This is a genomic window from Streptomyces sp. NPDC104581 (assembly GCF_055583685.1).
The window spans coordinates 1-26,751 of the sequence record NZ_JBVJNN010000020.1 but is presented as its reverse complement, the minus strand read 5'-3'; the positions used below and the strand labels follow the sequence as shown (position 1 = coordinate 26,751).

At 70.0% G+C, this 26,751-nt stretch carries 19 protein-coding genes; 12 read left to right on the top strand and 7 right to left on the bottom strand.

What is annotated here, in order from left to right; all coding sequences use genetic code 11:
- Positions 1 to 1,954 precede the first annotated feature (1,954 nt).
- Positions 1,955 to 3,382 carry a S28 family serine protease gene (locus ACZ61E_RS18130; protein ID WP_469700613.1) on the top strand — a complete coding sequence of 476 codons (1,428 nt, stop codon included), beginning with the start codon at positions 1,955 to 1,957 and terminating at the stop codon, positions 3,380 to 3,382.
- A gap of 345 nt (positions 3,383 to 3,727) precedes the next feature.
- Here ACZ61E_RS18130 and ACZ61E_RS18125 read toward each other — a convergent pair whose 3' ends face one another.
- From ACZ61E_RS18125 to ACZ61E_RS18115, 3 genes are all read right to left on the bottom strand, one after another.
- Positions 3,728 to 4,528: a sugar phosphate isomerase/epimerase family protein gene (locus ACZ61E_RS18125; protein ID WP_469700612.1), complete on the bottom strand. Its 801-nt coding sequence runs from the start codon at positions 4,526 to 4,528 to the stop codon at positions 3,728 to 3,730.
- A 13-nt stretch (positions 4,529 to 4,541) separates the two neighbouring features.
- Positions 4,542 to 5,516, bottom strand: a complete 975-nt coding sequence (locus tag ACZ61E_RS18120; protein WP_469700611.1) for a bifunctional helix-turn-helix transcriptional regulator/GNAT family N-acetyltransferase — start codon at positions 5,514 to 5,516, stop codon at positions 4,542 to 4,544.
- Between the two features lie 137 nt (positions 5,517 to 5,653).
- A complete protein-coding gene (locus tag ACZ61E_RS18115; RefSeq protein WP_469700610.1) occupies positions 5,654 to 6,715 on the bottom strand; it encodes a LacI family DNA-binding transcriptional regulator in 1,062 nt (353 codons plus the stop codon).
- Positions 6,716 to 6,839: 124 nt separating this feature from the next.
- Between ACZ61E_RS18115 and ACZ61E_RS18110 the strand changes: the two genes are divergently transcribed.
- The 5 genes from ACZ61E_RS18110 (at position 6,840) to ACZ61E_RS18090 (ending at position 14,257) form a co-directional block, all read left to right on the top strand.
- Positions 6,840 to 7,991: a Gfo/Idh/MocA family protein gene (locus tag ACZ61E_RS18110; protein WP_469700609.1), complete on the top strand. Its 1,152-nt coding sequence runs from the start codon at positions 6,840 to 6,842 to the stop codon at positions 7,989 to 7,991.
- On the top strand, positions 7,988 to 9,217 hold the full coding sequence (locus tag ACZ61E_RS18105; protein ID WP_469700608.1) for a dihydrodipicolinate synthase family protein: 1,230 nt from the start codon (positions 7,988 to 7,990) through the stop codon (positions 9,215 to 9,217). Before ACZ61E_RS18110 ends, ACZ61E_RS18105 begins: the two co-directional genes overlap by 4 nt.
- A gap of 86 nt (positions 9,218 to 9,303) precedes the next feature.
- Positions 9,304 to 10,095 (top strand): sugar phosphate isomerase/epimerase family protein, encoded by a 792-nt coding sequence (locus ACZ61E_RS18100; RefSeq protein WP_469700704.1) that lies wholly within the window; start codon positions 9,304 to 9,306, stop codon positions 10,093 to 10,095.
- 367 nt (positions 10,096 to 10,462) lie between these two features.
- A complete protein-coding gene (gene recD2 / locus ACZ61E_RS18095) occupies positions 10,463 to 12,685 on the top strand; it encodes an SF1B family DNA helicase RecD2 (protein WP_469700607.1) in 2,223 nt (740 codons plus the stop codon).
- A 282-nt stretch (positions 12,686 to 12,967) separates the two neighbouring features.
- Positions 12,968 to 14,257, top strand: a complete 1,290-nt coding sequence (locus ACZ61E_RS18090) for a citrate synthase (protein ID WP_078077265.1) — start codon at positions 12,968 to 12,970, stop codon at positions 14,255 to 14,257.
- A 588-nt stretch (positions 14,258 to 14,845) separates the two neighbouring features.
- Here the strand turns inward: ACZ61E_RS18090 and ACZ61E_RS18085 are convergent.
- Positions 14,846 to 15,163 carry a heavy-metal-associated domain-containing protein gene (locus ACZ61E_RS18085; protein WP_469700606.1) on the bottom strand — a complete coding sequence of 106 codons (318 nt, stop codon included), beginning with the start codon at positions 15,161 to 15,163 and terminating at the stop codon, positions 14,846 to 14,848.
- 141 nt (positions 15,164 to 15,304) lie between these two features.
- Complete coding sequence (locus ACZ61E_RS18080) at positions 15,305 to 16,036, bottom strand: TetR/AcrR family transcriptional regulator (protein WP_469700605.1); 732 nt, start codon at positions 16,034 to 16,036, stop codon at positions 15,305 to 15,307.
- A 161-nt stretch (positions 16,037 to 16,197) separates the two neighbouring features.
- Here ACZ61E_RS18080 and ACZ61E_RS18075 point away from each other — a divergent pair, with 161 nt between their 5' ends.
- Positions 16,198 to 18,492 carry an MMPL family transporter gene (locus ACZ61E_RS18075; protein WP_469700604.1) on the top strand — a complete coding sequence of 765 codons (2,295 nt, stop codon included), beginning with the start codon at positions 16,198 to 16,200 and terminating at the stop codon, positions 18,490 to 18,492.
- Between the two features lie 107 nt (positions 18,493 to 18,599).
- Here the strand turns inward: ACZ61E_RS18075 and ACZ61E_RS18070 are convergent, their stop codons facing one another.
- Positions 18,600 to 18,797 carry a helix-turn-helix transcriptional regulator gene (locus tag ACZ61E_RS18070; protein ID WP_078077269.1) on the bottom strand — a complete coding sequence of 66 codons (198 nt, stop codon included), beginning with the start codon at positions 18,795 to 18,797 and terminating at the stop codon, positions 18,600 to 18,602.
- Positions 18,798 to 19,051: 254 nt separating this feature from the next.
- Positions 19,052 to 19,963, bottom strand: a complete 912-nt coding sequence (locus tag ACZ61E_RS18065; protein WP_469700603.1) for a sugar phosphate isomerase/epimerase family protein — start codon at positions 19,961 to 19,963, stop codon at positions 19,052 to 19,054.
- Positions 19,964 to 20,089: 126 nt separating this feature from the next.
- On the opposite strand from ACZ61E_RS18065, the gene iolC reads away from it, so the two are divergent.
- From iolC to ACZ61E_RS18040, 5 genes are all read left to right on the top strand, one after another.
- Positions 20,090 to 21,196, top strand: a complete 1,107-nt coding sequence (iolC, locus tag ACZ61E_RS18060; protein ID WP_469700602.1) for a 5-dehydro-2-deoxygluconokinase — start codon at positions 20,090 to 20,092, stop codon at positions 21,194 to 21,196.
- Positions 21,193 to 22,074 (top strand): Cgl0159 family (beta/alpha)8-fold protein, encoded by an 882-nt coding sequence (locus tag ACZ61E_RS18055; RefSeq protein ID WP_469700601.1) that lies wholly within the window; start codon positions 21,193 to 21,195, stop codon positions 22,072 to 22,074. The genes iolC and ACZ61E_RS18055 overlap by 4 nt, the downstream gene beginning before the upstream one ends.
- 101 nt (positions 22,075 to 22,175) lie before the next feature.
- Positions 22,176 to 23,168 carry a 5-deoxy-glucuronate isomerase gene (gene iolB, locus ACZ61E_RS18050; RefSeq protein WP_469700600.1) on the top strand — a complete coding sequence of 331 codons (993 nt, stop codon included), beginning with the start codon at positions 22,176 to 22,178 and terminating at the stop codon, positions 23,166 to 23,168.
- Complete coding sequence (gene iolD / locus ACZ61E_RS18045; protein WP_469700599.1) at positions 23,165 to 25,051, top strand: 3D-(3,5/4)-trihydroxycyclohexane-1,2-dione acylhydrolase (decyclizing); 1,887 nt, start codon at positions 23,165 to 23,167, stop codon at positions 25,049 to 25,051. The genes iolB and iolD overlap by 4 nt, the downstream gene beginning before the upstream one ends.
- 53 nt (positions 25,052 to 25,104) lie before the next feature.
- Positions 25,105 to 26,604: a CoA-acylating methylmalonate-semialdehyde dehydrogenase gene (locus ACZ61E_RS18040; protein ID WP_469700598.1), complete on the top strand. Its 1,500-nt coding sequence runs from the start codon at positions 25,105 to 25,107 to the stop codon at positions 26,602 to 26,604.
- Positions 26,605 to 26,751 lie beyond the last annotated feature (147 nt).

Here is a 26,751-nt window from a genome sequence, read left to right as displayed (position 1 = left end):
CGGTCGTTCCAGGGGGTCGTACGGGCGCCGTGGGACGCGTGGTCGGTGCGACTCGGGCGCGGGCCCGGCGCGGTCCCGGCCCGGGGGCCGGCGTGGGCGTCGACGCACCCCCGGCGGGGCGGCAGAACGCCGTGACCTGTATTTCGTCGGACCGCCCACGCGGGCCGAGCAGGGAAAACCCTACCCGCGTGGGAGGTCGTTCGAGGTTCGGGCCGGGGAACGGCGGCCGGTGACGATTCCTCCGCTAACCGTCACGCGACGCCGCCGTTCGTGGTGCCGAACCGTCCGAACCGGCATTACGTAATTTCGTCGCCCGCGTGTGTGGGGTGGTGCCTCGTGGTGCTGTCACGCGTGGTGCTTATCGCGCTTGCCGTGCTTGTGCTGCTTTTCTCGACTGCTGCGCGGGCGATTGTTCTTCCGATGGGACGGGTCAGACGATTCTCCGCCGAACGGCCCACACGACCGCTTCGATCGGCGTTTCGACGTCGACTCGTTCACATATGGTCCGCAGTTTACGGCGCAGTGTGCGGTCACTCATTCCCATCCGGCGAGCGACCTGCGCCATTGTGCAGCCCTGCGATACCAGTTGAAGGATTCTCAAGTGATCATTTTCCAGTCCGAGGTGGGGGGCTCTGAGGACACTTCGTGGATTCACCTGTATCAACCTCACGGTCGTCCGGCGGTGAGGCGCCGGATTCCGAGATGCTCGACGGCCTGAAACAACAAGCTCGTTCACAGTGCTGCCGCCGGAAGAGCTGCTTTATCCGGTCCGGTCGAGCGCGGTCCGGGACGTACGGATTTTCGGTCTATGCGTCAGTCAATTACGGCCCCCGTTTCACTCGTCGGATCGGAGTGGTCATCCGATCCTTGTGCCGGTCACGCGAGAGTCTCCTCCCCCGTGGTCGAGTCGGGCGAGGTGTCGGCCGCCCGCGGCCATGACACCTCTCCACCTCGCCTCCACTTCGTATGTTCAAACGGTCCGGTGGGGGAGGTGAACAGGGTGGGATGTGATCGCCCTGTGCTGTCGACTCGTCACAGGTCGGTCCGGGGGGTGCCCGTACGGTCTCCCAGCTTCACTTTTGCGCCCCGGAGCGGGGCGTTCGAGGGTGGCGCGACACGCCCGGAAGATGTGATGTAGATCACAACATCCTTTGAGGGTTGTCGTGAGTCACTCCGGTGTCGTGATGTCCGTAAGGTCGCTAACGGGTACCCGGGTGGGGTGTGTGTCGAAGGTTTCGGTGTGATCGTCCGTCAGTTCGCCGGGGTCGGCCAGAAGGGCCCCCGCGACCACCGTCGCGGGGGCCGGCTCCACGCCCCGAACGCCCAGTTCCATGAGTGGAGAAGTGCTGCCGAACCGACCAATTGAGGCCGTCCCGGGCGGGGTTGATAAATGGCCGAATGGCTCAATGGAACGTGTTCGTGGCGTGAGTCCGATGATGGCATTCCGGACATGGCAAGGCGCCGCGCCGGTTACGTCGGGAAAGGCCATGTCCTGGTTGTGTTGGCCGTGTTAAGCGTTGGTGGAGGCGTTCGAGTCCCCTTCGGGGAGGGTGCGGAATTCCGGTCACGAAGGCTCTGCGGCCGGTTCCGCTTTCGAGTCCTGACCGCTCTCCACTCTCCCTTCACGTATCCTTCGTGCCCCCTCCGTGTCCCTCTCTCCCCGAAGTCCCCGCCGGGCCGCTCGTCCTGCCGCGCCGACCTGCCTCCCCGACCCGCCTGCCGCACCGACCAGTTCGCCCTACCGGTGCGGTTCGTACCGGCTGTCCGTACCGGCTGTCCGTACCGGCTGTCCGCGGCGGCCCTGTCCGCGGCGACTCGGCCGAGGTGGGCGCCGCGGGCGGGGGCCGCACCGCACCCGAGGTGTCATCCGGGTGCGACGCCTCGTGGGGGCTGGCGGCGCGGGCACATCCCCGGCTAGGTTCGCGGGCGTCTGTCATGAACACAGGGAGTGTGAATGCGCAAGGCGCTGAGATGGCTGCTGTCGCTCGTGCTGCTCGTCGGCACGCTGGGCACGGCCGGCGCGGCAACGGCCGCCGAGGGGAACGCGGGATCCGCGGCCCCCGACATCAAGGACCAGATCCTCGCCATCCCGGGGATGAGCCTGATCGAGGAGAAGCCGTACCCCGGTTACCGATACTTCGTCCTCAACTACACCCAGCCCGTCGACCACCGAAGGCCGTCGAAGGGCACCTTCAAGCAGCGCCTCACGCTGCTGCACAAGGACACCAGCCGCCCCACCGTGTTCTTCACGAGCGGGTACGGGGTGTCCACCAACCCGAGCCGCAGTGAGCCGACACGGATCATCGACGGCAACCAGGTCTCGCTCGAATACCGCTTCTTCACGCCGTCCCGGCCCGAGCCGGCCGACTGGTCCAAGCTCGACTACGAGCAGGCCGCGGCCGACCAGCACCGGATCTTCGGCGCGCTGAAGAAGATCTACCCGCAGAAGTGGCTCGCCACCGGTGGTTCGAAGGGCGGCATGACCGCCACGTACTACGAGCGCTTCCACCCCCGGGACATGGACGGCGTCGTCGCCTACGTCGCACCCAACGACGTGGTCAACAAGGAGGATTCCGCCTACGACCGCTTCTTCGAGAAGGTCGGCACCGCGGAGTGCCGCGCCAAGCTCAACGCCGTGCAGCGCGAGGCGCTGATCAGGCGCGCGCCGCTGCAGAAGATGTACAAGGCGTGGGCCGAGGCCGAAGGCGCGACGTTCAGCACCGTCGGGACGCTCGACAAGGCGTACGAGGCCGTGGTGCTCGACTTCGTCTGGGCCTTCTGGCAGTACAGCCTGGAAGCCGACTGCGCCGACATCCCGCCGGCCACCGCGTCGGACGAGGAGATCTACAACATCATCGACGCGATCTCCGGCTTCTCCTTCTACACCGACCAGGGCCTCGCCCCGTACACGCCGTACTACTACCAGGCCGGCACCGAACTCGGCTCGCCCGCGATCAAGCTGCCCCACCTGGGCAACCTGAGCCGCTACGGCTACCAGCCGCCGCGGAACTTCGTCCCCCGCGAGATCCCCATGAAGTTCCGGCCGTGGGAGATGGCGTCCGTCGACAACTGGGTCCGCCGCAACGCGAACCAGATGATGTTCGTCTACGGCGAGAACGACCCGTGGGGCGCCGAGCGCTTCCGCCCGGGTCGCGGCACTCACGACACCCACGTGTACACCGCGCCGGGCGCCAACCACGGTGCCAACGTCGCCGGTCTCGTGGCCGACGAGCAGGCCGAGGCCACGGCCAGGATCCTCGACTGGGCGGGCGTCGCACCGGCGACCGTGCAGCAGGACGCCGCCAAGGCGAAGCCGCTGGCCGCGTACGACGCGAAGCTCGACAAGCAGAACATGGAGCGGATGCCGACGCTGCGTCCGTAACCCGCGAGCACGGAACCGCCACCGGCGCATACAAAGGGGGGCGCACCGGTGGCGGTGTGCTGCCCGGACGCAGGCGGCCTGGAGAGGGGAGTCAGCGATCGTAGCCGGTGATTACGAGAGCCGACACCGCGCTGCGGAGAGTCGACGGGAGCACTATGAGCTAGGACGGGCGGACGCGGCGGGAAGTTCCAAGGAAGCGAAGATTCCGCCTATTTCATCGAAAAGGCGGGGTAAGCCGGAAGAGGGCGCGCGGACCCCCTGCGCCTTCGGCAGGTTCCGCCTGAGGGCTGTCCCGTGATCCCCGCCCCGGCCACCGGTCCGCTCCGTGCCTTCGCCTGCCGTCGGTCAGTGCCCCCGCGCCGACAGTGATTCCAGATACTCACGGCCGGGGACCAGCAGGCCGGGGAGGTCCCGCGCGTCCGGGTACCAGCGCTTCTCGTACTCCCAGCAGAGCCACCCGTCGTCCCCGTCCCCGGCGAACAGGCCGACGCACTCGCCCAGCGGCAGGACTCCCGCCCCCAGCGCCACCGGCGTGGTGTCCTGCGCCGAGGCGATGTCCTTGACCTGTACGTAGCCGAGGTGGGGCGACAGCGACGCATGGCTGGTGACCGGACGTTCCCCGCCGAGCCAGGTGTGCATCACGTCCCAGATCGCCCCCACCTGCGGGTGGCCGACAAGGCCGAGAACGCGGATCGCGTCGGCGCCCGTGCGGTGGGAGTCGTGCGTCTCCAGCAGGATCCGCACCCCCGACTCCGCGGCGAGGGGCGCCGCCGAGGCCAGCCGGCGGGCGGCCGTCGCGTCGGCCGCCTCCGGGTCCTGTTCACCGCCGCCCGGGAAGACCCGCACGTACGCCGCGCCCAGGTCCCGCGCCAGCCGGATCAGTTCCTCCAGCTCCTGACCCGACTGCTCCTCGTCGCCGTCTTCCGCGGCGACCCGCACATAGCCCGCGACCGCCAGGATCTCAACCCCGTGACGCTTGAACTCGTCGACCACGGCGGCCCGTTCCCGCGCGCCGATGCCGGGGTGCACCGGCTCCTCGGGGTGGGCGCGCAACTCCACACCTTGGTAACCGGCCTCCTTGGCGAGGGCGGCGACCTCGGGAACGGGGAGGCCGGGGACACCGAGGGTCGAGAAGGCGAATTTCACTCCGTGTTTCCTTTCACGAGGCTGAGTCCGCGACGGACTCGTCGGTGAGCGGGAGCCGCCAGTCCTGGCCGACCAGGTCCGCTCCGTAGGAATGGTGCGGCTTCTCGGCGACCAGCGTGAATCCCGCCCGCACGTACAGCTTCCGGGCCGCGGTCAGCAGGTCGTTGGTCCACAACACCACCTCCCGATACCCCGCATCGCGGGCGAAACCCACAACCGCCCCGACCATTCGCTCACCCAGGCCGTGCCCGCGCGCCCCGGGCTCGACCAGGAGCAGGCGCAAGCGCGCGGCGTGCGGCGCCTCGTCGTCCCGCACACACATCACCGAGCCCACCGGCCTGCCGTCCAGCTCGGCTATCCACACCCGCTCCCGCCGCTCGTCGTGGCCGGCGGCGAAGTCGGCGACGATCCTGGCGACGAGGCCCTCGAAGGTGGCGTCCCACCCGTACTCCGCCGCGTACACCGCGCCGTGCCGTTGCACGATCCACCCCAGGTCGCCCGGGACCGGATCCCGCAGCACCGGTCCCTCGCGGCGGGCGGATGCCCGGCGGCCGTCCCCGGGCGCCGCACCCGCGCTCAATATCTCCCGGGCCGTCCGCAACGCCTCCACGAGGCGCGGGCGTTCGTCGGGCTCGACCCGGTCCAGCAGGGTGCCGACCGCTTCACGCGCCCGCTCGTCGAGGAGTGCCGCGGTCCCCCGCCCCTGCGGCGTCAGAGTGATCCGCTGCCGCCGGGCGTCCTGCTCCGACGGGGCGCGCTCAAGCAGCCCTTCCCGCTCGAACTTGGTCAGCATTCTGCTCAGATAGCCCGCGTCCAGGGACAGCTCGGCGCGGAGCTCCGCCGCGTCCGTGCGCGGCGCGTGCGCGAGCTCGTACAGCAGCCGTGACTCGGTCAGCGTGTACGGCGTGTAGAGGTGCTTGCCGTAATTCAGCGCGCCGATGAGGTTGGTGTAGAAGCGGTTGAACGCGCGGATCTCTTGAATGGTCATGGCCCCCCGACCCTTCACTCATCCATTTTTTTCCTTGACTGAGTCAACGGTACGTCGGGATCGCCAAGCTCAGCAAGACACTCGTTCGGGTGATCGCCCCGCTGATCGACGCCCGCCTGACCGGCCCCCGCCCGGCTTCAGCTCCGCGGCGGGGCCGTCGACGCCCGCGCCATCAGCTCCGCGGCGATCGTCGCGATCCCGCCCGGCGGCGGGGCCTCCGTCCCCATCGCGAGCCGCCCGGCCCGTGCCCCCGCCTCGTACAGGGGCAGCCGCACCGTCGTCAGGGCCGGCACCGCGTCGACCGAGAACGGCAGGTCGTCGAAGCCCGCGACCGAGATGTCCTCGGGAATGCGCAGCCCCCGGTCACGCACCGCCGCGCAGGCGCCGAGCGCCACGGTGTCGTTCGCGGCCACCACCGCCGTCAGGTCCGGCGCGCGCCGCAGCAGCTCCAGCGTCGCCTCGTAGCCCGAGCGCCGGTCGTAGGGGCCGTGCACCGTCAGCGGGCCCTGGTCCTCGGTCAGTCCCGCGGCGGCCAGTGCCGCCCAGTGGCCCTCCAGGCGGTGCCGGGTCGTGGTCCGCTCCGTCGGCCCCGCGACGTATCCGATCCTGCGGTGCCCCAGCGCCAGCAGGTGCTCGGTCAGCCGGCGCCCGCCACCCCGGTTGTCGAACGCCAGTGACGCGACGACCGCGCTGCTGCCCGGCAGCGGCGGCCGTCCGCACAGCACCACACGCGTTCCCGCGTCGGCGAGTTTGGTCAGTTTGGCCGACATCGCCGCGATGTGGGTGGGGTACTCGAGGGCTCCACCGGTGAGGATCACGGCGGCGGCCCGCTGGCGCTGGAGGAGGGTGAGATAGGTCAGTTCCCGCTCCGGGGAGCCGCCCGTGTTGCAGACGACCGCGAGCTTCTCGCCGCCCGCCCGGCCGGTGCCCTCCTGGCCGCCGATCTCGGTCTGCGCGGCCCCGGCCATGATCCCGAAGAACGGGTCGGCGATGTCGTTCACCAGGATTCCGACCAGGTCGGACGTGGCCGCCGCGAGCGAACTGGCCGGTCCGTTCAGCACGTAGTCCAGCTCGTCCACCGCCCGCAGCACACGCTCCCTGGTGGACGCGGCCACCGGGTAGTTCCCGTTCAGCACACGGGAAACGGTGGCGGGTGACACCCGGGCACGGGCCGCCACATCGGCCAGGGTGACTGTCATCGGCTGTTCCTCCGGAAGGTGGGTGATGCGGCGGATCGGTGCCGGACTCTTGTCCGGTCGCTTTCGGCAGGCTAGCTTCATACCTTATAGAAAGCGCTTGCTACGGCCGTATGGAGGGAACTTCGTGACACGCAGGACAGTGCGGATCGCCATGAACGGCGTCACGGGGCGGATGGGGTACCGGCAACACCTGGTGCGCTCCATCCTCGCGATCCGCGAACAGGGCGGACTGGACCTCGGCGACGGCGAGGTGCTGTGGCCCGAGCCCGTCCTCGTGGGGCGCCGTGAACACGCCCTCAGGGAGGTCGCGGAGCGGCACGGCCTCACGGAGTGGTCCACCGACCTCGACACCGTCCTCGCCGACGACACCGTCGACATCTACTTCGACGCGCAGGTCACCTCCGCGCGGGTCGAAGCCATCAAGAAAGCCGTTGCGGCCGGGAAGCACATCTACACGGAGAAGCCGACGGCGACCGATCTCGAAGGCGCGCTCGACCTGGCCCGCCTCGCCCAGAGCGCCGGCATCAAGCACGGTGTCGTCCAGGACAAGATCTTCCTCCCCGGCCTGCTCAAGCTGAAGCGCCTCATCGACGGCGGCTTCTTCGGCGAGATCCTGTCCGTCCGGGGCGAGTTCGGCTACTGGGTCTTCGAAGGCGACTGGCAGGAGTCGCAGCGCCCCTCCTGGAACTACCGCACCGAGGACGGCGGCGGCATCACCGTCGACATGTTCCCGCACTGGGAGTACGTCCTGCACGAGCTGTTCGGCAGGGTCGACTCCGTCTCGGCGCACATCACCACCCATATCCCGCGCCGCTGGGACGAGCAGGGCAAGCCGTACGCGGCCACCGCCGACGACTCCGCCTACGGGATCTTCGAGCTGGAGGGCGGCATCGTCGCCCAGATCAACTCCTCCTGGGCGGTGCGGGTCAACCGCGACGAACTCGTCGAGTTCCAGGTCGACGGCACCCACGGGTCGGCCGTCGCCGGGCTGCGCCGCTGCCGTGTCCAGCACCGCAGCTCCACCCCCAAGCCCGTCTGGAACCCGGACCTCGCCGCCACCGAGTCCTTCCGCGACCAGTGGCAGGAGATCCCGGACAACACCGAGTTCGACAACGGCTTCAAGGCGCAGTGGGAGCTGTTCCTGCGCCACGTCGCGCTCGGTGAGCCCTACCGCTGGGACCTGCTCGCCGGCGCGCGTGGCGTCCAACTGGCGGAACTCGGGCTCAAGTCCTCGGCGCAGGGACGCCGCTTCGACGTACCGGAGCTCTCACTGTGACCACCCGAACCACACCCCCCACGGCGTCCGGCGCTCCCTCCGCGGGGAAGCCGGGCCGGGGGCTCCGGCTCCCGGACGCGGACGGCGGGCTGCGCACGTACCAGCCGCGCCCGGAACCCGCCGCCTTCGTCACCAAGGGCGCCGACGCCGCCCCGCTCGTCTCCCGTACCGTCTTCTCCGCCGCGCACGTGGTGGCCGACCCGTACGCCGACACCAGCCCCGGAGCGCCGGTCGTCGTCGACTGGGACACCACGCTCGCCTTCCGCCGCCATCTCTGGTCGCACGGCCTCGGGGTCGCGGAGGCCATGGACACCGCCCAGCGCGGCATGGGCCTGGACTGGGCGGGGGCGGCCGAGCTGATCCGCCGTTCGGCGGCGGAGGCACGCTCCACCGGAGGCCGGATCGCGTGCGGAGTGGGCACCGACCAGCTTCCCCCGGGGGCGCACTCTCTTCAGGAGGTGCGGGCGGCGTACGAGGAACAGCTCGCGCTCGTCGAAGAGACGGGCTCCCAGGCCATCCTCATGGCCTCACGCGCGCTCGCCGCGGCTGCCGGGGGGCCGGAGGACTATCTGGCCGTCTACGCCCATCTGCTGCGGCAGGCGGACGAACCCGTGGTGCTGCACTGGCTCGGCCCGATGTTCGACCCGGCGCTGGACGGCTACTGGGGCAGTACGGACCTCGACGCGGCCACCGAGACGTTCCTCCAGGTCATCTCCGAACACCCGGACAAGATCGACGGGATCAAGGTCTCGCTGCTGGACGCGCGTCGCGAGGTCGAGCTGCGCCGACGCCTCCCGCAGGGCGTGCGCTGCTACACCGGCGACGACTTCAACTACCCCGAGCTGATCGCGGGCGACGAACGGGGCTTCAGCCACGCGCTGCTGGGCATCTTCGATCCGCTCGGGCCGGTGGCCGCCGAAGCCGTCCGCGTCCTGGACACGGGTGACGCGAAGGGATTCCGGGAACTGCTCGACCCCACGGTCGAGTTGTCGCGTCATCTCTTCCAGGCGCCCACCCGCTTCTACAAGACGGGTGTGGTGTTCCTGGCCTGGCTGGCCGGCCACCAGGACCACTTCGCCATGGTCGGCGGCCTCCAGTCGGCCCGTTCGCTCCCGCATCTCGCGCGGGCGTACGAACTGGCGGACGGACTAGGTCTGTTCCCGGATCCGGCGGCGGCCGAAGGCCGGATGAAGTCCCTGCTCGGCGTGTACGGAGTGGACCAGTGACGGACGTGAACGAGACGACCGACGTGACCGACGTGACCGAGGCGACCGGAGTCCCGGGCGACCTCAGCCGCTTCAGCATCAACCAGATGACCGTCAAACAGCTCACGCTCCCCGAGCTGACCGAGGCGTGCGTACGGCTCGGCGTCCCTGGTGTGGGGCTCTGGCGCGAGCCGGTGCGGGCGTACGGCACGGAGGCCGCCGCCAAGCTCGTGCACGACGCCGGACTCGCCGTCACCACCCTGTGCCGCGGCGGCTTCCTCACGGCGAGCGATCCCGCGGCACGGGCCGAGGCCCTGGACGACAACCGCGCGGCGATCGACGAGGCGGTGACCCTGGGCACCGACACCCTGGTCCTGGTGTCGGGCGGGCTGCCGCCCGGCAGCCGTGACCTGCACGGGGCGCGTGAGCGGATCGCGGACGCGCTCGTGGTCCTGGCGCCGTACGCCGGTGAGCGCGGCGTACGGCTGGCGATCGAGCCGCTGCACCCGATGTACGCCTCCGACCGCTGCGTCGTCTCCACGCTCGACCAGGCGCTGGATCTCGCGGAGCGCTTTCCCGCCGACCAGGTCGGGGTCGTCGTGGACACGTACCACCTCTGGTGGGACGACCGCGCCCCGGCGGCGATCGCCAGGGCGGGGGACCGGATCCACTCCTTCCAACTGGCGGACTGGACGACGCCGTTGCCCGCCGGGGTACTGAACGGCCGCGGTCTGATCGGCGACGGCGTCATCGACCTGCGGGCATGGCGCGAGCGGGTCGACGCCGCCGGATACGAGGGGCCGATCGAGGTCGAACTCTTCAACGACACCCTGTGGGTGCGGGACGGCGCGGAGCTGCTGGCGGACGTCGCGCAGCGGTATGTGAGGCATGCGCTGTAAGAGAGGCCCGTCTGTCACGACGAAGAAGCGCTCATCGTCTTTCATGCGTAAATAGATATGTCTGTCATCTTCTGTCGTCGTTTCCGACGGCAGGAAAAATAACTGCCCGCAACCGTGCAACCCTTTCGGGGTGACGGTGGTCGTACATGGCATCAAGGCTTCCGGGGAGGGGTCCGGGGGGATCGGGAAGCCTTGTCGGAGGGGGGAGCGCGTGGGGCCCGGTCAGTGGACCGGGCCCCTAAAGCTTTTCCGGCGGTCTCTTCGGAGGAGCCCTCGCCGAGGGGGAGTTGTCCACGGGCACGAGTGCCGAGGGCGAGGTTGTCCACAGGGCGGGCCCGCTGTCGTACCCAGACGGTAGCGTCGGATCATGTCCAACCCGGCCGTGCTCGAAGGCGTTCTTGAGCGGATCACGTACAGCAACGAGGAGAACGGCTACACGGTCGCCCGCGTCGACACCGGCCGTGGCGCCGACCTGCTCACCGTGGTCGGCTCGCTTCTCGGCGCGCAGCCGGGCGAGTCGCTGCGGATGGAGGGCCGTTGGGCCTCCCACCCGCAGTACGGCAAGCAGTTCACGGTGGAGAACTACACGACGGTCCTGCCCGCGACGATCCAGGGCATCCGCCGCTATCTCGGCTCCGGTCTGATCAAGGGCATCGGACCGCGCATCGCCGAGCGGATCGTCGAGCATTTCGGTGTCGACACCCTGGAGATCATCGAGAAGGAGCCCGAGCGCCTCGTCGAGGTCCCCGGCCTCGGACCCAAGCGGACGAAGATGATCGGCGCCGCCTGGGAGGAGCAGAAGGCGATCAAGGAAGTCATGATCTTCCTTCAGGGGGTCGGTGTCTCCACCTCGATCGCCGTCCGCATCTACAAGAAGTACGGCGACGCCTCGATCTCCGTGGTGAAGAACGAGCCCTACCGGCTGGCCGCCGACGTCTGGGGCATCGGCTTCCTCACCGCCGACCGCATCGCCCAGGCCGTCGGTATCCCGCACGACAGTCCGGACCGCGCCAAGGCCGGACTCCAGTACGCGCTCTCCCAGTCGACCGACCAGGGCCACTGCTTCCTGCCGGAGGAGCAGCTCATCTCGGACGCGGTGAAGCTCCTCCAGGTCGACGCCGGTCTGGTGATCGACTGCCTCGCCGAGCTCGCCGCCGAGGAGGAGGGCGTCGTCAGGGAGAAGGTGCCGGGGCCTGACGGGGGCGAGCCGGTCACCGCCGTCTACCTGGTGCCCTTCCACCGCGCCGAGCTGTCGCTCTCCGCCCAGCTGCTGCGGCTGCTGCGCGCGCCGGAGGACCGGATGCCGGCCTTCCAGGACGTGGCCTGGGAGAAGGCCCTGCCCTGGCTCGCGAGCCGTACGGGCGCCGAACTGGCCCCCGAGCAGGAAGCCGCGGTGCGGCTCGCCCTCACCCGTAAGGTCGCCGTCCTGACCGGCGGACCGGGCTGCGGCAAGTCCTTCACGGTCCGCTCGATCGTGGAGCTGGCCAGGGCCAAGAAGGCCAAGGTGGTCCTCGCGGCGCCCACGGGTCGCGCGGCCAAGCGCCTCGCCGAGCTGACCGGCGCCGAGGCGTCCACGGTCCACCGGCTGCTGGAACTCAAACCCGGCGGGGACGCCGCCTATGACAGGGACCGGCCGCTCGACGCCGATCTGGTGGTGGTCGACGAGGCGTCCATGCTGGATCTGCTGCTCGCCAACAAGCTCGTCAAGGCGGTGGCACCCGGTGCGCATCTGCTGCTCGTCGGGGATGTCGACCAGCTGCCGTCGGTCGGGGCGGGCGAGGTGCTGCGGGATCTGCTGGCCGACGACGGGCCCGTGCCACAGGTACGGCTGACCCGTATCTTCCGGCAGGCCCAGCAGTCGGGCGTGGTCACCAACGCCCACCGCATCAACTCCGGTGTCCAGCCCATCACTCAGGGGCTCAGTGACTTCTTCCTCTTCGTGGAGGACGAGACGGAGGAGGCCGGGAAGCTCACGGTGGACGTCGCCGCCCGCCGGATCCCGGCCACCTTCGGGCTCGACCCGCGGCGCGACATCCAGGTACTCGCCCCGATGCACCGTGGCCCGGCCGGCGCGGGCACCCTCAACGGCCTGCTCCAGCAGGCCATCACCCCCGCCCGGCCCGAACTGCCCGAGAAGCGGCTCGGCGGCCGCGTCTTCCGCGTCGGTGACAAGGTCACCCAGATCCGCAACAACTACGACAAGGGGCAGAACGGCGTCTTCAACGGCACGGTCGGGGTCGTCACCTCGCTGAACCTGGACGACCAGAGGCTGACGGTGCGGACCGACGAGGACGAGGAGGTGCCGTACGACTTCGACGAGCTGGACGAGCTGGCCCACGCCTACGCGGTGACGATCCACCGCTCGCAGGGCAGCGAGTACCCGGCCGTGGTCATCCCCGTCACCACCGGCGCCTGGATGATGCTCCAGCGGAACCTGCTGTACACGGCCGTCACCCGAGCCAAGAAGCTCGTCGTCCTGGTCGGCTCCCGGAAGGCGATAGGGCAGGCGGTCCGCACGGTCTCCGCGGGCCGGCGCTGCACCGCGCTCGACCACCGGCTGTCCGGCAGCCTCCGGTCCGGGAACTTCTGAGCCGGCGGACCGGCGGTACCTGACCGGACGGACGGGATCGCGTACCCGCGCTCGTCCGTCTTCGGGCGGATCGTCCTCCCCCAGGGGAGTGTCCGGCGACGGGATTGCCGCCCCGGACTTTCGGAACCGGGGCGAAGGGGGCAGGATGTGAAACTTGGCGGCACTCAGTGCCGCGAATAGGCCCAATGGTCGACCCCGAGTGCACTCTCCTGAGCCAAATGGGGGATGGTAGAGACAGTCAGGGCACCTCGAAGAAGAGGCACTACGTCGGTGAGGGATGACGTGAGCGACAACTCTGTAGTACTGCGGTACGGCGATGGCGAGTACACCTACCCGGTGATCGACAGCACCGTCGGCGACAAGGGCTTCGACATCGGGAAGCTGCGGGCCCAGACCGGCCTGGTGACTCTGGACAGCGGCTACGGCAACACCGCCGCCTACAAATCCGGCATCACCTATCTCGACGGTGAGCAGGGCATCCTCCGCTACCGCGGCTACCCCATCGAGCAGCTGGCCGAGAGCTCGACGTTCCTCGAGGTGGGCTACCTGCTCATCAACGGTGAACTTCCCAAGGTCGACGAGCTGTCGTCCTTCAAGAACGAGATCACCCAGCACACGCTGCTGCACGAGGACGTGAAGCGGTTCTTCGACGGCTTCCCGCGTGACGCGCACCCGATGGCCATGCTGTCCTCCGTGGTCAGCGCGCTGTCGACGTTCTACCAGGACAGTCACAACCCGTTCGACGAGAAGCAGCGTCATCTGTCGACGATCCGGCTGCTGGCCAAGCTGCCGACGATCGCCGCGTACGCGTACAAGAAGTCGATCGGCCACCCCTTCGTGTACCCGCGCAACGACCTCGGGTACGTCGAGAACTTCCTCCGTATGACGTTCTCGGTTCCCGCCCAGGAGTACGAGCTCGACCCGGTGGTCGTCTCGGCCCTCGACAAGCTCCTGATCCTGCACGCGGACCACGAGCAGAACTGTTCGACCTCCACCGTGCGTCTGGTCGGCTCGTCGCAGGCGAACATGTTCGCCTCGATCTCCGCCGGCATCAGCGCCCTGTGGGGCCCGCTGCACGGTGGCGCCAACCAGTCGGTGCTGGAGATGCTCGAAGGCATCCAGGCCAACGGCGGCGACGTCGACTCCTTCATCCGCAAGGTGAAGAACAAGGAGGACGGCGTCCGGCTGATGGGCTTCGGCCACCGCGTCTACAAGAGCTTCGACCCCCGGGCGAAGATCATCAAGGCGGCGGCGCACGATGTCCTCTCGGCGCTCGGCAAGTCCGACGAGCTGCTCGACATCGCCCTGAAGCTGGAGGAGCACGCGCTCTCCGACGACTACTTCGTCTCGCGCAACCTCTACCCGAACGTGGACTTCTACACGGGTCTGATCTACCGGGCCATGGGCTTCCCGACCGAGATGTTCACCGTGCTCTTCGCGATCGGCCGGCTTCCCGGCTGGATCGCCCAGTGGCACGAGATGATCAAGGAGCCCGGCTCCCGCATCGGCCGCCCGCGCCAGATCTACACCGGTGAGGTCCTGCGCGACTTCGTCCCGGTCGAGAGCCGCTGAACCCTCGGCGGAGGGTTCTCGCCGTCCGGTCGGCGGTTGCGCGAGCCGGACGGCCACCCGAGCAACAGAAAGCGCCCCGCTTCCCGATCCCCCCACGGGTCGGTATAGCGGGGCGCTTCCCATATCCCCGGAGCGGATTCCCCCCACGGGATCCGGGCCGGGCGTCTGCGGTTGCCGGCAGAAGCCAGTTTCACGCGGTCTGCCGGGGTACGTACGAACCAGGGGGGCCGCTCAAAGCTCCCCAGTTGCACGTGCCCCGGCCAACGCTTGCCTGAGACATCCCCCAAGACATCTCATGAACGTCCCCCAAGACGTTCTCGGCATCGCCTCTTAGACTCGCGAGCTGCCCGGATGGTTACCCCTAAATCTATGTGATCTAGATCTCTTTGTGAAGGTCCTGTGCCTCATGTGAAGGGAGCCGGACCGTAAATTGTTGGTTACTACGAAAGCGCGTGGCCGGGGTGCCGTGCCGACGCTTCGATCACCCCGCTGAGCAGGGGTGTTGCGTCGGGGGGCGGGCGGAACGGCGGAGGGGCCGTACGCGGTCCGGAGGGTGTCCGGCCGCGTACGGCCCCGTACGGGGGTTGTTCAGACCGGGCCGGCCAGCTCGTAACCCGCCTCGTCGACCGCCGCGCGCACCTCGTCCTCCTTGAGTGGAGCCTCGGAAATCACCGTCACCCGGCCGGTGGCGGCCTCGGCCTTGACCGACGTGACGCCCTGGAGTGCGGAGATCTCGTCGGAGACCGCGCCCTCGCAGTGGCCGCAGGTCATGCCGGTGACCGCGTACACCGCGGTGACGGAGTCCGCCGTGGCCCCGGCGGCGCCGTCGTGGCAGGAGCCGGCGGGCGAGCAGCAGGAACCGGCGGCCCGGGCGGTCTCCGTCTCGGTCTTCGTCTCTGCGGTCATGGCGTTCTCCTCCGGGGGCGGTGTGCGGGGCATGGCGCGCCAGGGGTCGACGGGAACGCCAAGACGCCCTGGGCTCCTCAGCTTATACCCCTAGGGGGTATGAATGCGAGCCGGGCGGAGGTGCTGCGTCCAGGTGTGGCGTCAGGACTCCGCCCCCGTGGTCTCCCGCGGTGGCGGACTCTGCGGGAGCGCGTCCCCCACGACGGGGCACAGATAGCGGAACATGGCGCTCTTCAGCTCCCCGATGTACGCCTCCCGCTCCTCCCCCTCGTGGGACAGGATCAGGTCCATGCCGCCCTTGAACAGCGCGAAGGCGAACTCCGCCGTCCTGGTGCGCTCCGCCCGCGGGGTGTCGGGGAGGTAGCTGCCGAGGATCTCCTCGACCCGGGTGAGCAGGGTCGAGTGCAGGAGGTCGTGCTCCTCCGTCACCTGCCCCGGGATCTCCGACCCGTGCATCAGCACCGCGAACGCCGGGTTCTCGCAGTTGAACGTGATCAGGGGGTCGAGAACGGCGTCCAGCATCTCGGGCAGCGGCAGATTCATGTGGGCGGGGGTGAACGCCTGGCCGTACGTCGTGCGCCAGCGATTGAGCAGTACGTCGCCCAGCTCGACCGCGATGGCTTCCTTGTTGGGGAAGAACTGGTAGAGCGTGCCGGGGGAGACGCCGGCCTCGCGGGCGATGGAGTTGGTGCTCGCCGCCGTGTAGCCGCTGGTGCAGAAGACACGGCCCGCCGCTTCGAGGAGCTGGGCGATACGGCGCTCGCCGCGGGCCTGGCGGCGGCGCGGCTTTCCCGTGACGTCGGCGGGTCCGCCCTTGGTCGCGCCGTCCTGGCTGCCTCGCTCCACGGCTCCGCCTCTCCTCGTTTCAGGCATCTGAATCCCCGAATCCCCAGGATCCCTCGACCGGTTGATCACGGTTGACAAACGCGAGTGGTCGCTCGCATTCTTGGCCAATGCGAGCGATCGCTCGTGTTTTTCATTCCATGGCAGTCGCCGACCCATGTGCTGGGTCACGGTGAAGGGGACACCGCACTATGTCCGAAGTCAACAGGGGGTCGCGAATCGGCGGCTGGACCCGGTTCGTCACGGCGCGCCCACGACTTTCGCTGCTGGTCGCCCTCGTGATCACGGCGCTGGCGGTCGTCGCGGGGAGCGGGGTGGGCGACCGGATGGGCAGCGGTGGCTGGGAGGACCCCGACGCCTCCTCGACCTATGCCACACAGGCCCTGGAGCGTGAGTTCCCCGCCTCCCAGCCGAATCTCCTGCTGCTCGTCGACGCGGGCGGGAAAGGGGTGGACGACCCCGCCGTCGTCGCCGGGGCCGAGCGCCTCACCGAGCGCCTCTCGGCCGAGGACGGCGTCGTGGGTGTGGGGTCCTACTGGCAGACGCGATCGCCCGCGCTGCGCGCCGAGGACGGAGGTGAGGCGCTGATCGCGGCCAGGATCGTGGGGACGGAGAAGCAGGCAGGGGAGACCCTGGAGCGGATAGCGCCCGAATTCCGGGGCGCACAGGGGCCGGTGGAGGTCTCGGTCGGCGGACCCGTCGCGGTACGGCACGAGATGCAGGCCACCATCCAGGAGGACCTGCTGCGGGCCGAGCTGATCGCCCTTCCGGTGACGCTGGTCCTGCTGGTGATGGTCTTCGGCAGTGCCGTCGCCGCCCTGCTGCCCCTGGGGATCGGCATCGTCGCGATCCTCGGCACCAACGCCGTGCTGCGGGGAATCACCGAGATCACGGACGTCTCGGTCTTCGCGCAGAACCTCACCACGGCTCTCGGGCTCGGACTCGCCGTGGACTACGCGCTGTTCATCGTGCGCAGATTCCGGGAGGAGCTGGCCGAGGGCGCGCAGGTGCGGGACGCGGTGGGGACCACGCTCCGCACCGCCGGGCGGACGGTGCTGTTCTCCGCGCTGACGGTGGCCGTGTCGCTCGCGGCCATGATGGTCTTCCCCCATTACTTCCTGCGCTCGTTCGCCTATGCGGGGATAGCGGTCGTGCTGCTCGCCGCCGCTGCCGCGCTGATCCTGCTGCCGGCCGCGCTGACGCTGCTCGGCCACCGGGTCAACTCCCTCGATCTGCGGCGGCTGTTGCGCCGGAAGAGGTCCGCGCCGGGCGACGGGGACGCGGCCCGGCCCCGGCCGGAAGGACAGGCGGACCCGGCGGACCCGGCGGCGGCCGGAGGATGGGGGCGTACGGCGACGCTGGTGATGCGCAGGGCTCCGCTCTTCGCCGTCGCGACGGCCACGGGTCTGGTGCTTCTCGGACTGCCCTTTCTGGGCGTGCAGTTCGGCACGGCGGACCACCGGCAGTTGCCGTCGGGCGCCGAGGCGCGCGTGGTGCAGGAGGACATCGGGAGCGGCTTCCCGGGCAGCCCCGGCGGCGGGCTCGAAGTGCTGGGCGAGGGCGGGGCGACCTCCGCCGAGTACGCGGACTACCGCGACCGGGTGGCCGCTCTGCCGGGCGTGGAGCGGATCGACGGTCCGGTCGTCTCCGGAGACCACGCGTACTTCACCGTGCTGCCGCGCGGTGAGGCGGTGGGCCAGGAGGCCCAGAGGCTCGTCCGTGAGCTCCGGGCCGAGCCCGCCGCCTTCGACACCTCCGTCACCGGTACGGCCGCCGTACTGGTCGATTCGAAGGACGCGATCGCCGACCGTTTGCCCCTGGCCGCGGGCATCATCGCCGTGGTGACGCTGCTGCTGGTCTTCCTGCTCACCGGCAGCGTCCTCGTGCCGATCCAGGCGGTGGTGCTCAACGCACTCAGCCTGACGGCGATGTTCGGGGCGGTCGTCTGGGTGTTCCAGGACGGCAATCTGTCCGGGCTCCTCGGTTTCACCTCGACGGGTGACATAGAGACGACCCTTCCGGTGCTGATGTTCTGCGTCGCCTTCGGACTCTCCATGGACTACGGGGTCTTCCTGATATCCCGGATGAAGGAGGAGTACGACCGCGGTGGTGACCACGAACACGCCGTCGTCTTCGGGCTCCGGCGCACGGGAGGGCTGATCACCGCGGCGGCGGTGATCCTGGCGGTGGTCATGGTCGCCATCGGCACCTCGCGGGTCACCAACACCAAGATGCTCGGTCTCGGTATCGCGCTCGCGGTGGTCATGGACGCGATGGTGGTGCGCAGTCTGCTGGTCCCGGCGGTGATGAAGCTGACGGGGAGGGCGACTTGGTGGGCGCCGGGGCCGTTGCGCCGCCTTCACGACCGGTTCGGACTGAGCGAGGGCGAGTCGCACCCGCCGGCCGGGGCGGCCGGGGGGAACGGCGCGGAGGGTGCGGACGGGACCGCGTCCGGGGCGGGGAAGTGGGACAAGGTCGGGGTCTGAGCCCTGAAACGCCACGAGGGCCCCGTACTCCGCACCACCGGTGGTGCGGAGTACGGGGCCCCTGGCCCGGTCCTCGGGGCGGCCCGGCGCGGATGAGGCTCCGCGCCCTACTCTCTGCGGCCTCTGTTCCCCGGGCGTTTGGCCACCCAGGCGCGGACGGTGTCCGCGTACCAGTAGGGCTTGCCGTTCTCCACGTGGTCCGGCCGCGGAAGCAGACCGTGCTTGCGGTACGAACGGACGGTGTCCGGCTGTACGCGGATGTGTGCGGCGATCTCCTTGTAGGACCAGAGACTTCTGTCCGTCATGTGTGGCACCTCCCTGCGTCCGCCGCAGCGGCGGCCGGGGGGCCGTCGGGAGAGCTGCGACTGAAGCGCTGGTGATCACTGAGCCTGTGCCCGTTGAACGACGCAGAGTGATGGTGGGGGAGGGGCTGTCGCGTCCCTGTGACGGAAAACCCGTTTAATGGAGACAAGTGTGACGTCAGGCGGATCTCTGTGACAGAAACAGCGCATGGGGGACAGATGCGCTGATGCTCCAATTGTTCGACAGGAGGCCGGAGTTACGCACCGCAGGAGCGGAGGAAACGGCGGGTCCGCTTGGCGATCGGATAGGGCTTGTCGGGCGGGCAGGGATACATGTCCTGCTCGACGATGGCGAAGAGATCGACGTCCAGGTTCTGGGCCGCCGTCAGCACCGGCTCCAGCGCGGGCACTCCGTTCGGCGGCTCGCACATCACGCCGCGTCCCACGGCCGGCCCGAACGGCACCTCGTTGGCGATGACATCCGTGAGGATCTCCGGATCCACCTGCTTGAGGTGCAGATACCCGATCCGCTCCCCGTAGGTCTCGATCAGTTTGACGCTGTCGCCGCCGCAGTACGCGTAGTGCCCGGTGTCCAGGCACAGTGACACCAGATCGGGATCGGTGGCGTCGAGGAAACGGCTGACGTTGTCCTCGCTGTCGATGTGGGTGTCCGCGTGCGGATGGACCACGATGCCGAGCCCGAAGCGATCCCGCACCTCGCGGCCGAGCCGCTCGGTCTGAGTCGTCAGATCGTGCCACTGCGCCGGGGTGAGCGTCCGGTCCTCCAGTACCTGACCCGTCTTGTCGTCACGCCAGAAGGACGGGATGACGACAAGATGGTCCGCGCCCATCTCCCTGGTGAGCGCGGCGATGTCGGCGACATGCGCCCAGGTCTTCTCCCAGACCGCGGGCCCGTGATGAAGGCCGGTGAACACGGTGCCGGCCGAGACCTTCAGGCCGCGCAGGGCGGTCTCGTCGGCGAGCCGCACCGGATCGGTCGGGAGGTAGCCGTACGGACCGAGTTCGATCCACTCGTATCCGGCCTCGGCCACTTCGTCGAGGAAGCGCTGCCAGGGGACCTGTCGCGGATCGTCGGGAAACCACACGCCCCAGGAGTCGGGAGCCGACCCGACCCTGATGCGGTTCAGCGGGGGTACGGAGGAGGTCATAGCGGTCAGCCTCCCGGCCGTCCGAGAAGAGTGTCAAGCCTTCGTCCGAATGTAAGGACAAAACGTTGACAGGGGTCGGGAGTGAGCACTAGACCTGGCACTGGCCGTCGAAACGAGGGGACGCGTATGCCTGAGCCGTACGACGTGATCACCATGGGACGGATCGGCGTCGACCTCTACCCGCTGCGCACCGGAGTCCCGTTGGCGCAGGTCGACACCTTCGGGAAGTTCCTCGGCGGCTCCGCGACGAACGTGGCGGTGGCCGCCGCCCGGCTCGGCCGCCGTACCGCCGTGATCAGCCGCACCGGCCGGGACGCGTTCGGGGACTATCTCCACCACGCGCTGCGGGAGTTCGAAGTCGACGACCGGTGGGTGACACCCGTCGACCAGTGGCCCACCCCGGTGACGTTCTGTGAGATCTTCCCCCCGGACGACTTCCCGCTGTACTTCTACCGGCAGCCCAAGGCGCCCGATCTGGAGATTCATCCGCACGAGCTGGACCTGGACGCCGTCAGGGCCGCGCGGATCTTCTGGATGACCGGTACCGGTCTGTGCGAGGAGCCCAGCCGGACCTCGACCCTCACGGCCCTCGGAGCGCGGGGCCAGGCGCGGGCACCCGGCCCCGACGGGCGGGGGCCAGGAGGCCGGCCCGGCACGGACATCACCGTCTTCGACCTCGACTGGCGCCCCATGTTCTGGAAGGCACCCGCCGGCGACGCCCGTTCCGGCGGCCGGTCTTCCGACGCCCCGCCTTCCGGCGGCCCGCGCGCACTCATGGCGGCGGCCCGGCCCTTCTACGAACGGGCCCTGCGACACGCCACGGTCGCCGTGGGCAACCTGGACGAGTGCGAAGTCGCCGTCGGGGAGCGCGAACCGTACGCCGCCGCCCACGCGCTCCTCGCCGCCGGACCCGAACTGGCCGTCGTCAAACAGGGCCCCAAGGGCGTCCTCGCCGTCCATCGCGACGGCACCACCGCCGAGGTGCCCCCCGTGCCCGTCGAGGTCGTCAACGGACTCGGCGCCGGCGACGCGTTCGGCGGCGCGCTCTGCCACGGTCTGCTGGCCGGCTGGGAGCTGGAACGCGTCATGCGCTACGCCAACGCCGCGGGCGCCATCGTCGCCGCCCGGCTCGCCTGCTCCTCCGCCATGCCGTACGCCGGGGAAGTCACCCAGGTCCTCTGCGGAGGCCCCGTCCCCGCACCGGGAACGCCGCCACCGGAGGCCGCTCCGTGACCCGAGTCGACGCGTCGGAGCTCGTACGGATCCGGACGCACCACCCCGAGGCGGTCGCCGAGGCCGCCGCCCGCCGTGGCCGGCGCCCCCTGCTGCGCACCGGCGGACGGCTGATGATCGTCGCGGCCGACCACCCGGCCCGGGGCGCCCTCGCCGTCGGGAACCGCCGGCTGGCCATGGCCAACCGCGTCGACCTCCTTGAACGCCTCTGCCTCGCGCTGTCCCGGCCCGGCGTGGACGGGGTCCTCGCCACCGCCGACATACTCGACGACCTGCTGCTCCTCGGCGCCCTGGAGAACCGCGTCGCCATCGGCTCCATGAACCGCGGCGGTCTCGCCGGCGCCGACTTCGAAATCGACGACCGCTTCACCGGCCACCGCGCCGAGGACATCGCCCGCCTCGGCTTCGACGGGGGCAAACTGCTCCTGCGGATCGACTACGAGGACGCGCGCTCGCCCGACACCCTCCTGTCGGCCGCCCGCGCCGTCGACGCGATGGCGGAGCGGCGGCTGCCCGTCTTCGTCGAGCCGTTCATCTGCCGCCGCACCGGCGGGCGGCTCCGCAACGACCTCTCGGCCGAGGCGGTGACCCGCTCCATCGCCATCGCCTCCGGCCTCGCCGGCACCTCCGCCTACACCTGGCTGAAGGTTCCGGTCACCGAGAACCCGGACGACATGGCCCGCGTGATGGAGACCTCCACGCTGCCCGCCGTCCTGCTCGGCGGCGAGATCGGCGACGACCAGGAGGGCGCGTACGAGAAGTGGCGCAAGGCGCTGCGGCTGCCCACCGTGCAGGGCCTGGTCGTGGGTCGCTCGCTGCTCTATCCGGTGGACGGGGACGTCGCGGCGGCCGTCGACACCGCCGTGGGCCTCTTGTAGGGCCGGGGAGCGAGGGCCGGGCGCCGCGGGACGGGTGACAGGTCCCAGCCGCGGGGGACACGGGGAGAGTAGGCAGACGTGCGGAGGGATACGGAACGATCATGACGACGGACACGACGGACACGACGGACACCGACGCGGGCTCCGACGGCGAGTTCCTGGAACGGCACGTGCCCGCGGGCAGCGCGGCGAGCGGTCCGTACGCGCTCGACATCGAACCGCGGCGGGCCGGCTGGCTGCACAGCGCCCTGCGCGTCCTCGACCTGCCGCCGGGCGGCACACACACGCTCGACAGCGGGGACAGCGAATGGATCGTGCTTCCCCTCAGCGGCGGTTGTACGGTGCACACTCAAGGCGAGATCTTTGAACTGCTGGGCAGAGAAAGCGTGTTCAGCTCCGTCACGGACTTCGCGTACGTTCCGCGTGACGCCCACGCCCAGATCGCCTCCGGTGCGGGGGGCCGCTTCGCCCTGGCAGGAGCGAAGTGCGAGCGACGACTCCCCGCTCGCTACGGCCCCGCACCGGAGGTACCGGTCGAACTGCGGGGCAGCGGCACCTGCTCCCGCCAGGTCAACAACTTCGCCGCCGCCGACACCTTCGACTGCGACCGGCTGATCGCCGTCGAGGTCCTCACGCCCGGCGGCAACTGGTCGTCGTACCCGCCGCACAAGCACGACGAGGACCACCCCGGTGTCGAGTCCCGGCTGGAGGAGATCTACTACTTCGAGATCGAGGACGGCGGCCTCGGCTACCACCGGGTCTCACCCTCCAGGCCCGGTGGCACCGACGTACTCGCCGAGGTCCGTACCGGCGACACCGTCCTGATCCCCGACGGCTGGCACGGCCCGTCCATCGCCGCCCCCGGCCGCGCCATGTACTACCTCAACGTGATGGCCGGACCGGGTGAGACCAGACAGTGGCTGATCCGCGACCACCCCGACCACGGCTGGATCCGCGACACCTGGGCGGACCAGGCGGTCGACGCACGGCTGCCGATGTACGAGGCACCCCGTCCGAGGCCGTCGCGGACCCCCTCACAGGAGCCGCCGAGCCAACCTCCTTATGAGGACGAGGAGAAGGAGACCCCCCGATGAGCACGCGCCGTCTCACCGTGGCCCAGGCACTGATCGCCTTCCTGTCCCGCCAGTACACCGAACGCGACGGCAACCGCCGCCGGCTCATCGACGCCACCTGGGGCATCTTCGGCCACGGGAACGTGGCGGGCATCGGCCAGGCGCTCGTCCAGGCCGGCCCGGAGATGCCGTACTTCCAAGGACGCAACGAACAGGCCATGGTGCACGCCGCCGTCGGCTACGCCCGTCAGAGCAACCGCCTCTCCACCCACGCCGTGACCACCTCCATCGGCCCCGGTGCCACCAACCTCGTCACGGGCGCCGCCCTCGCCACCGTCAACCGGCTGCCCGTGCTGCTGCTGCCCGGCGACATCTTCGCGACGCACCCCGCCGACCCGGTCCTCCAGCAGCTCGAAGTGCCCCACGCGGGCGACGTCTCCGTCAACGACGCGCTGCGCCCCGTCTCGAAGTACTTCGACCGTGTCTCGCGTCCCGAGGCGCTCGTCCCGGCCGCGCTCGCCGCCATGCGGGTGCTCGCCGACCCCGCCGAGACCGGCGCCGTCACCCTCGCCCTGCCGCAGGACGTCCAGACGGAGGCGTACGACTGGCCGGAGGAGTTCTTCGCCGAGCGTGTCTGGCGGGTGCGCAGGCAGGGGCCCGACCCGTACGAACTCGCCGACGCCGTCGAGACGGTCCGCGCCGCCCGCCGTCCGCTCCTCGTCGCCGGCGGCGGCGTCCACCACAGCGCGGCCGAGGACGCGCTCGCCGCGTTCGCGACGGCGACCGGCATCCCCGTCGCCTCCACCCAGGCCGGCAAGGGCTCCCTGCGCCACGACCATCCGGCGGACGTCGGCGGCATCGGCCACACCGGCACCGCCACCGCCGACGAACTGGCCCGCACCGCCGACCTGGTGATCGGCGTCGGCACCCGCTGGTCCGACTTCTCCACGGCTTCGTCGACGCTCTTCGCGAACCCGTCCGTCCGCTTCCTCAACATCAACGTCACCGGCTTCGACGCCCACAAGCTCGCCGCCGCGCCGCTGGTCGCCGACGCCCGCACCGCCCTGGAGGAGCTGACCGAGGCCCTGGCCGGCCACCGCGTCGACGCCGCCTACGCCACCGAGTACGCCGACGACAAGGAGCGCTGGGAGCACCGGGTCGACGCCGCGTTCGACACCTCCGAGGACCTCCTGAGGCCCACCCAGCCGCAGGTCCTCGGACTGCTCGACGCGCTCGTCACCGACGACGACATCGTCATCAACGCGGCCGGATCGCTCCCCGGCGACCTCCACAAACTCTGGCGGTGCCGCTCCCGCGACCAGTACCACGTCGAGTACGGCTACTCGTGCATGGGTTACGAGATCCCGGCGGCCATCGGCGTGATGCTGGCCGACCCCGGGCGCCCCGTCTGGGCGCTCGTCGGCGACGGCACCTACCTGATGAACCCCACCGAGATCGTCACCGCCGTACAGGAACGCCTCCCACTGAAGGTGGTGATCCTCCAGAACCACGGCTACGCGTCGATCGGCGGGCTCTCCGAGTCGGTCGGCGCGGAGAGGTTCGGTACGGCGTACCGCTACCGCGAGGCCGACACGGTCGGCTCGCCGACGTACACCGGCGACCCGCTCCCCGTCGATCTGGCCGCCAACGCGGCCTCGCTCGGGATGCGCGTCATCCGGGCCAAAACCATTCGTGACCTGCGCGAAGCCCTTGTCGCCGCACGCGAGTCCGACGTCCCCACATGTGTCTACGCGGAGACCGAAACGGCAGACACTGTGTCGGGCGCGCCTCCGGCCCAGGCGTGGTGGGATGTCCCCGTGGCCGAGACGGCGACCCGAGCGCCGGCGGTCACGGCACGCGAGGAGTACGACCGCAGAGCCGCGGCCCGCCGCCGCCATCTCTGACCCCCCGGGGCGCCGCCCGCGCCGATCGACTCGATGGACCCGAAGGAGACGTAATGAAGACCGTCAACCACTGGATCGGTGGCAAGACCGTCGAAGGCGCCTCGGGCAACTGGGGCCAGGTCACCGACCCGGCGACCGGCGCGGTCACCACGCGGGTGGCGCTCGCCTCGCCGGAGGAGGTGGACGCGGCCGTCACGACGGCGAGGGCCGCGTACGCGAGCTGGGGCACGTCCTCCCTCTCGGCGCGCACCGGCATCCTGTTCGCCTACCGCGCGCTGCTCGACGCGCACCGTGACGAGATCGCCGCGCTGATCACCGCCGAGCACGGCAAGGTCCACTCCGACGCGCTCGGCGAGGTGGCGCGCGGTCTGGAGATCGTCGAGCTGGCCTGCGGGATCACCACGCAGCTCAAGGGCGAGCTGTCGACGCAGGTCTCCAGCAAGGTCGACGTCTCCTCGATCAGGCAGCCGCTGGGCGTCGTCGCCGGCATCACACCGTTCAACTTCCCCGCGATGGTGCCGATGTGGATGTTCCCGCTGGCCATCGCCTGCGGCAACACCTTCGTACTGAAGCCGAGCGAGAAGGACCCCTCGTCCGCGAATCTGCTGGCCGAGCTGGCGGCCGAGGCGGGCCTTCCGGACGGCGTCCTCAACGTCGTCCACGGCGACAAGGTGGCCGTGGACTCCCTCCTGGCCCACCCGGACGTCGCGGCGGTCTCCTTCGTCGGCTCCACACCGATCGCCCGCCACATCCACGCGACCGCTTCGGCCAACGGCAAGCGCGTACAGGCGCTCGGCGGTGCCAAGAACCACATGCTGGTCCTGCCGGACGCGGACCTGGACGCGGCGGCGGACGCGGCCGTGTCGGCGGCGTACGGCTCCGCGGGCGAGCGCTGCATGGCGATCTCCGCGGTCGTCGCGGTCGGCTCGATCGGCGACGAACTCGTGAGCAAGATCCGTGAGCGGGCCGAGAGGATCAAGATCGGTCCCGGCACCGACCCGGCCTCCGAGATGGGCCCGCTGATCACGGCGGCCCACCGCGACAAGGTCGCGTCGTACGTGACGGGCGCGGCCGCGCAGGGCGCCGAAGTCGTCCTGGACGGCACCGGGCTGCGCGTCGACGGTTACGAGGACGGCCACTGGATCGGCCTGTCGCTCCTGGACCACGTCTCCACCGACTCGGACGCCTACCGCGACGAGATCTTCGGCCCCGTGCTGTGCGTGCTGCGCACGGAGACGTACGACGAGGGCGTCGCCCTCATGAACGCCTCGCCGTTCGGCAACGGCACGGCGATCTTCACCCGCGACGGCGGCGCGGCCCGCCGCTTCCAACTGGAGATCGAGGCGGGCATGGTCGGCGTGAACGTGCCCATCCCGGTGCCGGTGGGATACCACTCCTTCGGAGGGTGGAAGGACTCGCTCTTCGGCGACCACCACATCTACGGCAACGACGGCGTGCACTTCTACACGCGAGGCAAGGTCGTCACGACCCGGTGGCCGGACCCGGCGGACGCCCCGTCGGGCGTGGACCTGGGCTTCCCCCGCAACCACTGACCCCGGACAGCACGCACCCCCGACCGCGGGGGGGGGGGGGGGGGCCCCCTTTGCTTGTGGGGGGGGAGCGAGGGGGGGTGGTTCCCCTGCCGAAGGGGGGGGGGAGGAGGGGGGGATAGGGGGGGCGAGGGTGGTTTGTATCTCGCG

What these genes read in the sequence shown, in the direction of transcription:
- ACZ61E_RS18040 (WP_469700598.1), top strand. Translation starts at nt 25,105, where the DNA reads ATGAAGACCGTCAACCACTGGATCGGTGGCAAGACCGTCGAAGGCGCC.
- iolC (WP_469700602.1), top strand. Translation starts at nt 20,090, where the DNA reads ATGCCTGAGCCGTACGACGTGATCACCATGGGACGGATCGGCGTCGAC.
- ACZ61E_RS18080 (WP_469700605.1), bottom strand. Translation starts at nt 16,036, where the DNA reads ATGCCTGAAACGAGGAGAGGCGGAGCCGTGGAGCGAGGCAGCCAGGAC.
- ACZ61E_RS18120 (WP_469700611.1), bottom strand. Translation starts at nt 5,516, where the DNA reads ATGACCATTCAAGAGATCCGCGCGTTCAACCGCTTCTACACCAACCTC.
- ACZ61E_RS18130 (WP_469700613.1), top strand. Translation starts at nt 1,955, where the DNA reads ATGCGCAAGGCGCTGAGATGGCTGCTGTCGCTCGTGCTGCTCGTCGGC.
- ACZ61E_RS18085 (WP_469700606.1), bottom strand. Translation starts at nt 15,163, where the DNA reads ATGACCGCAGAGACGAAGACCGAGACGGAGACCGCCCGGGCCGCCGGT.
- ACZ61E_RS18115 (WP_469700610.1), bottom strand. Translation starts at nt 6,715, where the DNA reads ATGACAGTCACCCTGGCCGATGTGGCGGCCCGTGCCCGGGTGTCACCC.
- ACZ61E_RS18070 (WP_078077269.1), bottom strand. Translation starts at nt 18,797, where the DNA reads ATGACGGACAGAAGTCTCTGGTCCTACAAGGAGATCGCCGCACACATC.
- iolD (WP_469700599.1), top strand. Translation starts at nt 23,165, where the DNA reads ATGAGCACGCGCCGTCTCACCGTGGCCCAGGCACTGATCGCCTTCCTG.
- ACZ61E_RS18100 (WP_469700704.1), top strand. Translation starts at nt 9,304, where the DNA reads ATGACCGTCAAACAGCTCACGCTCCCCGAGCTGACCGAGGCGTGCGTA.
- recD2 (WP_469700607.1), top strand. Translation starts at nt 10,463, where the DNA reads ATGTCCAACCCGGCCGTGCTCGAAGGCGTTCTTGAGCGGATCACGTAC.
- ACZ61E_RS18075 (WP_469700604.1), top strand. Translation starts at nt 16,198, where the DNA reads ATGTCCGAAGTCAACAGGGGGTCGCGAATCGGCGGCTGGACCCGGTTC.
- iolB (WP_469700600.1), top strand. Translation starts at nt 22,176, where the DNA reads ATGACGACGGACACGACGGACACGACGGACACCGACGCGGGCTCCGAC.
- ACZ61E_RS18065 (WP_469700603.1), bottom strand. Translation starts at nt 19,963, where the DNA reads ATGACCTCCTCCGTACCCCCGCTGAACCGCATCAGGGTCGGGTCGGCT.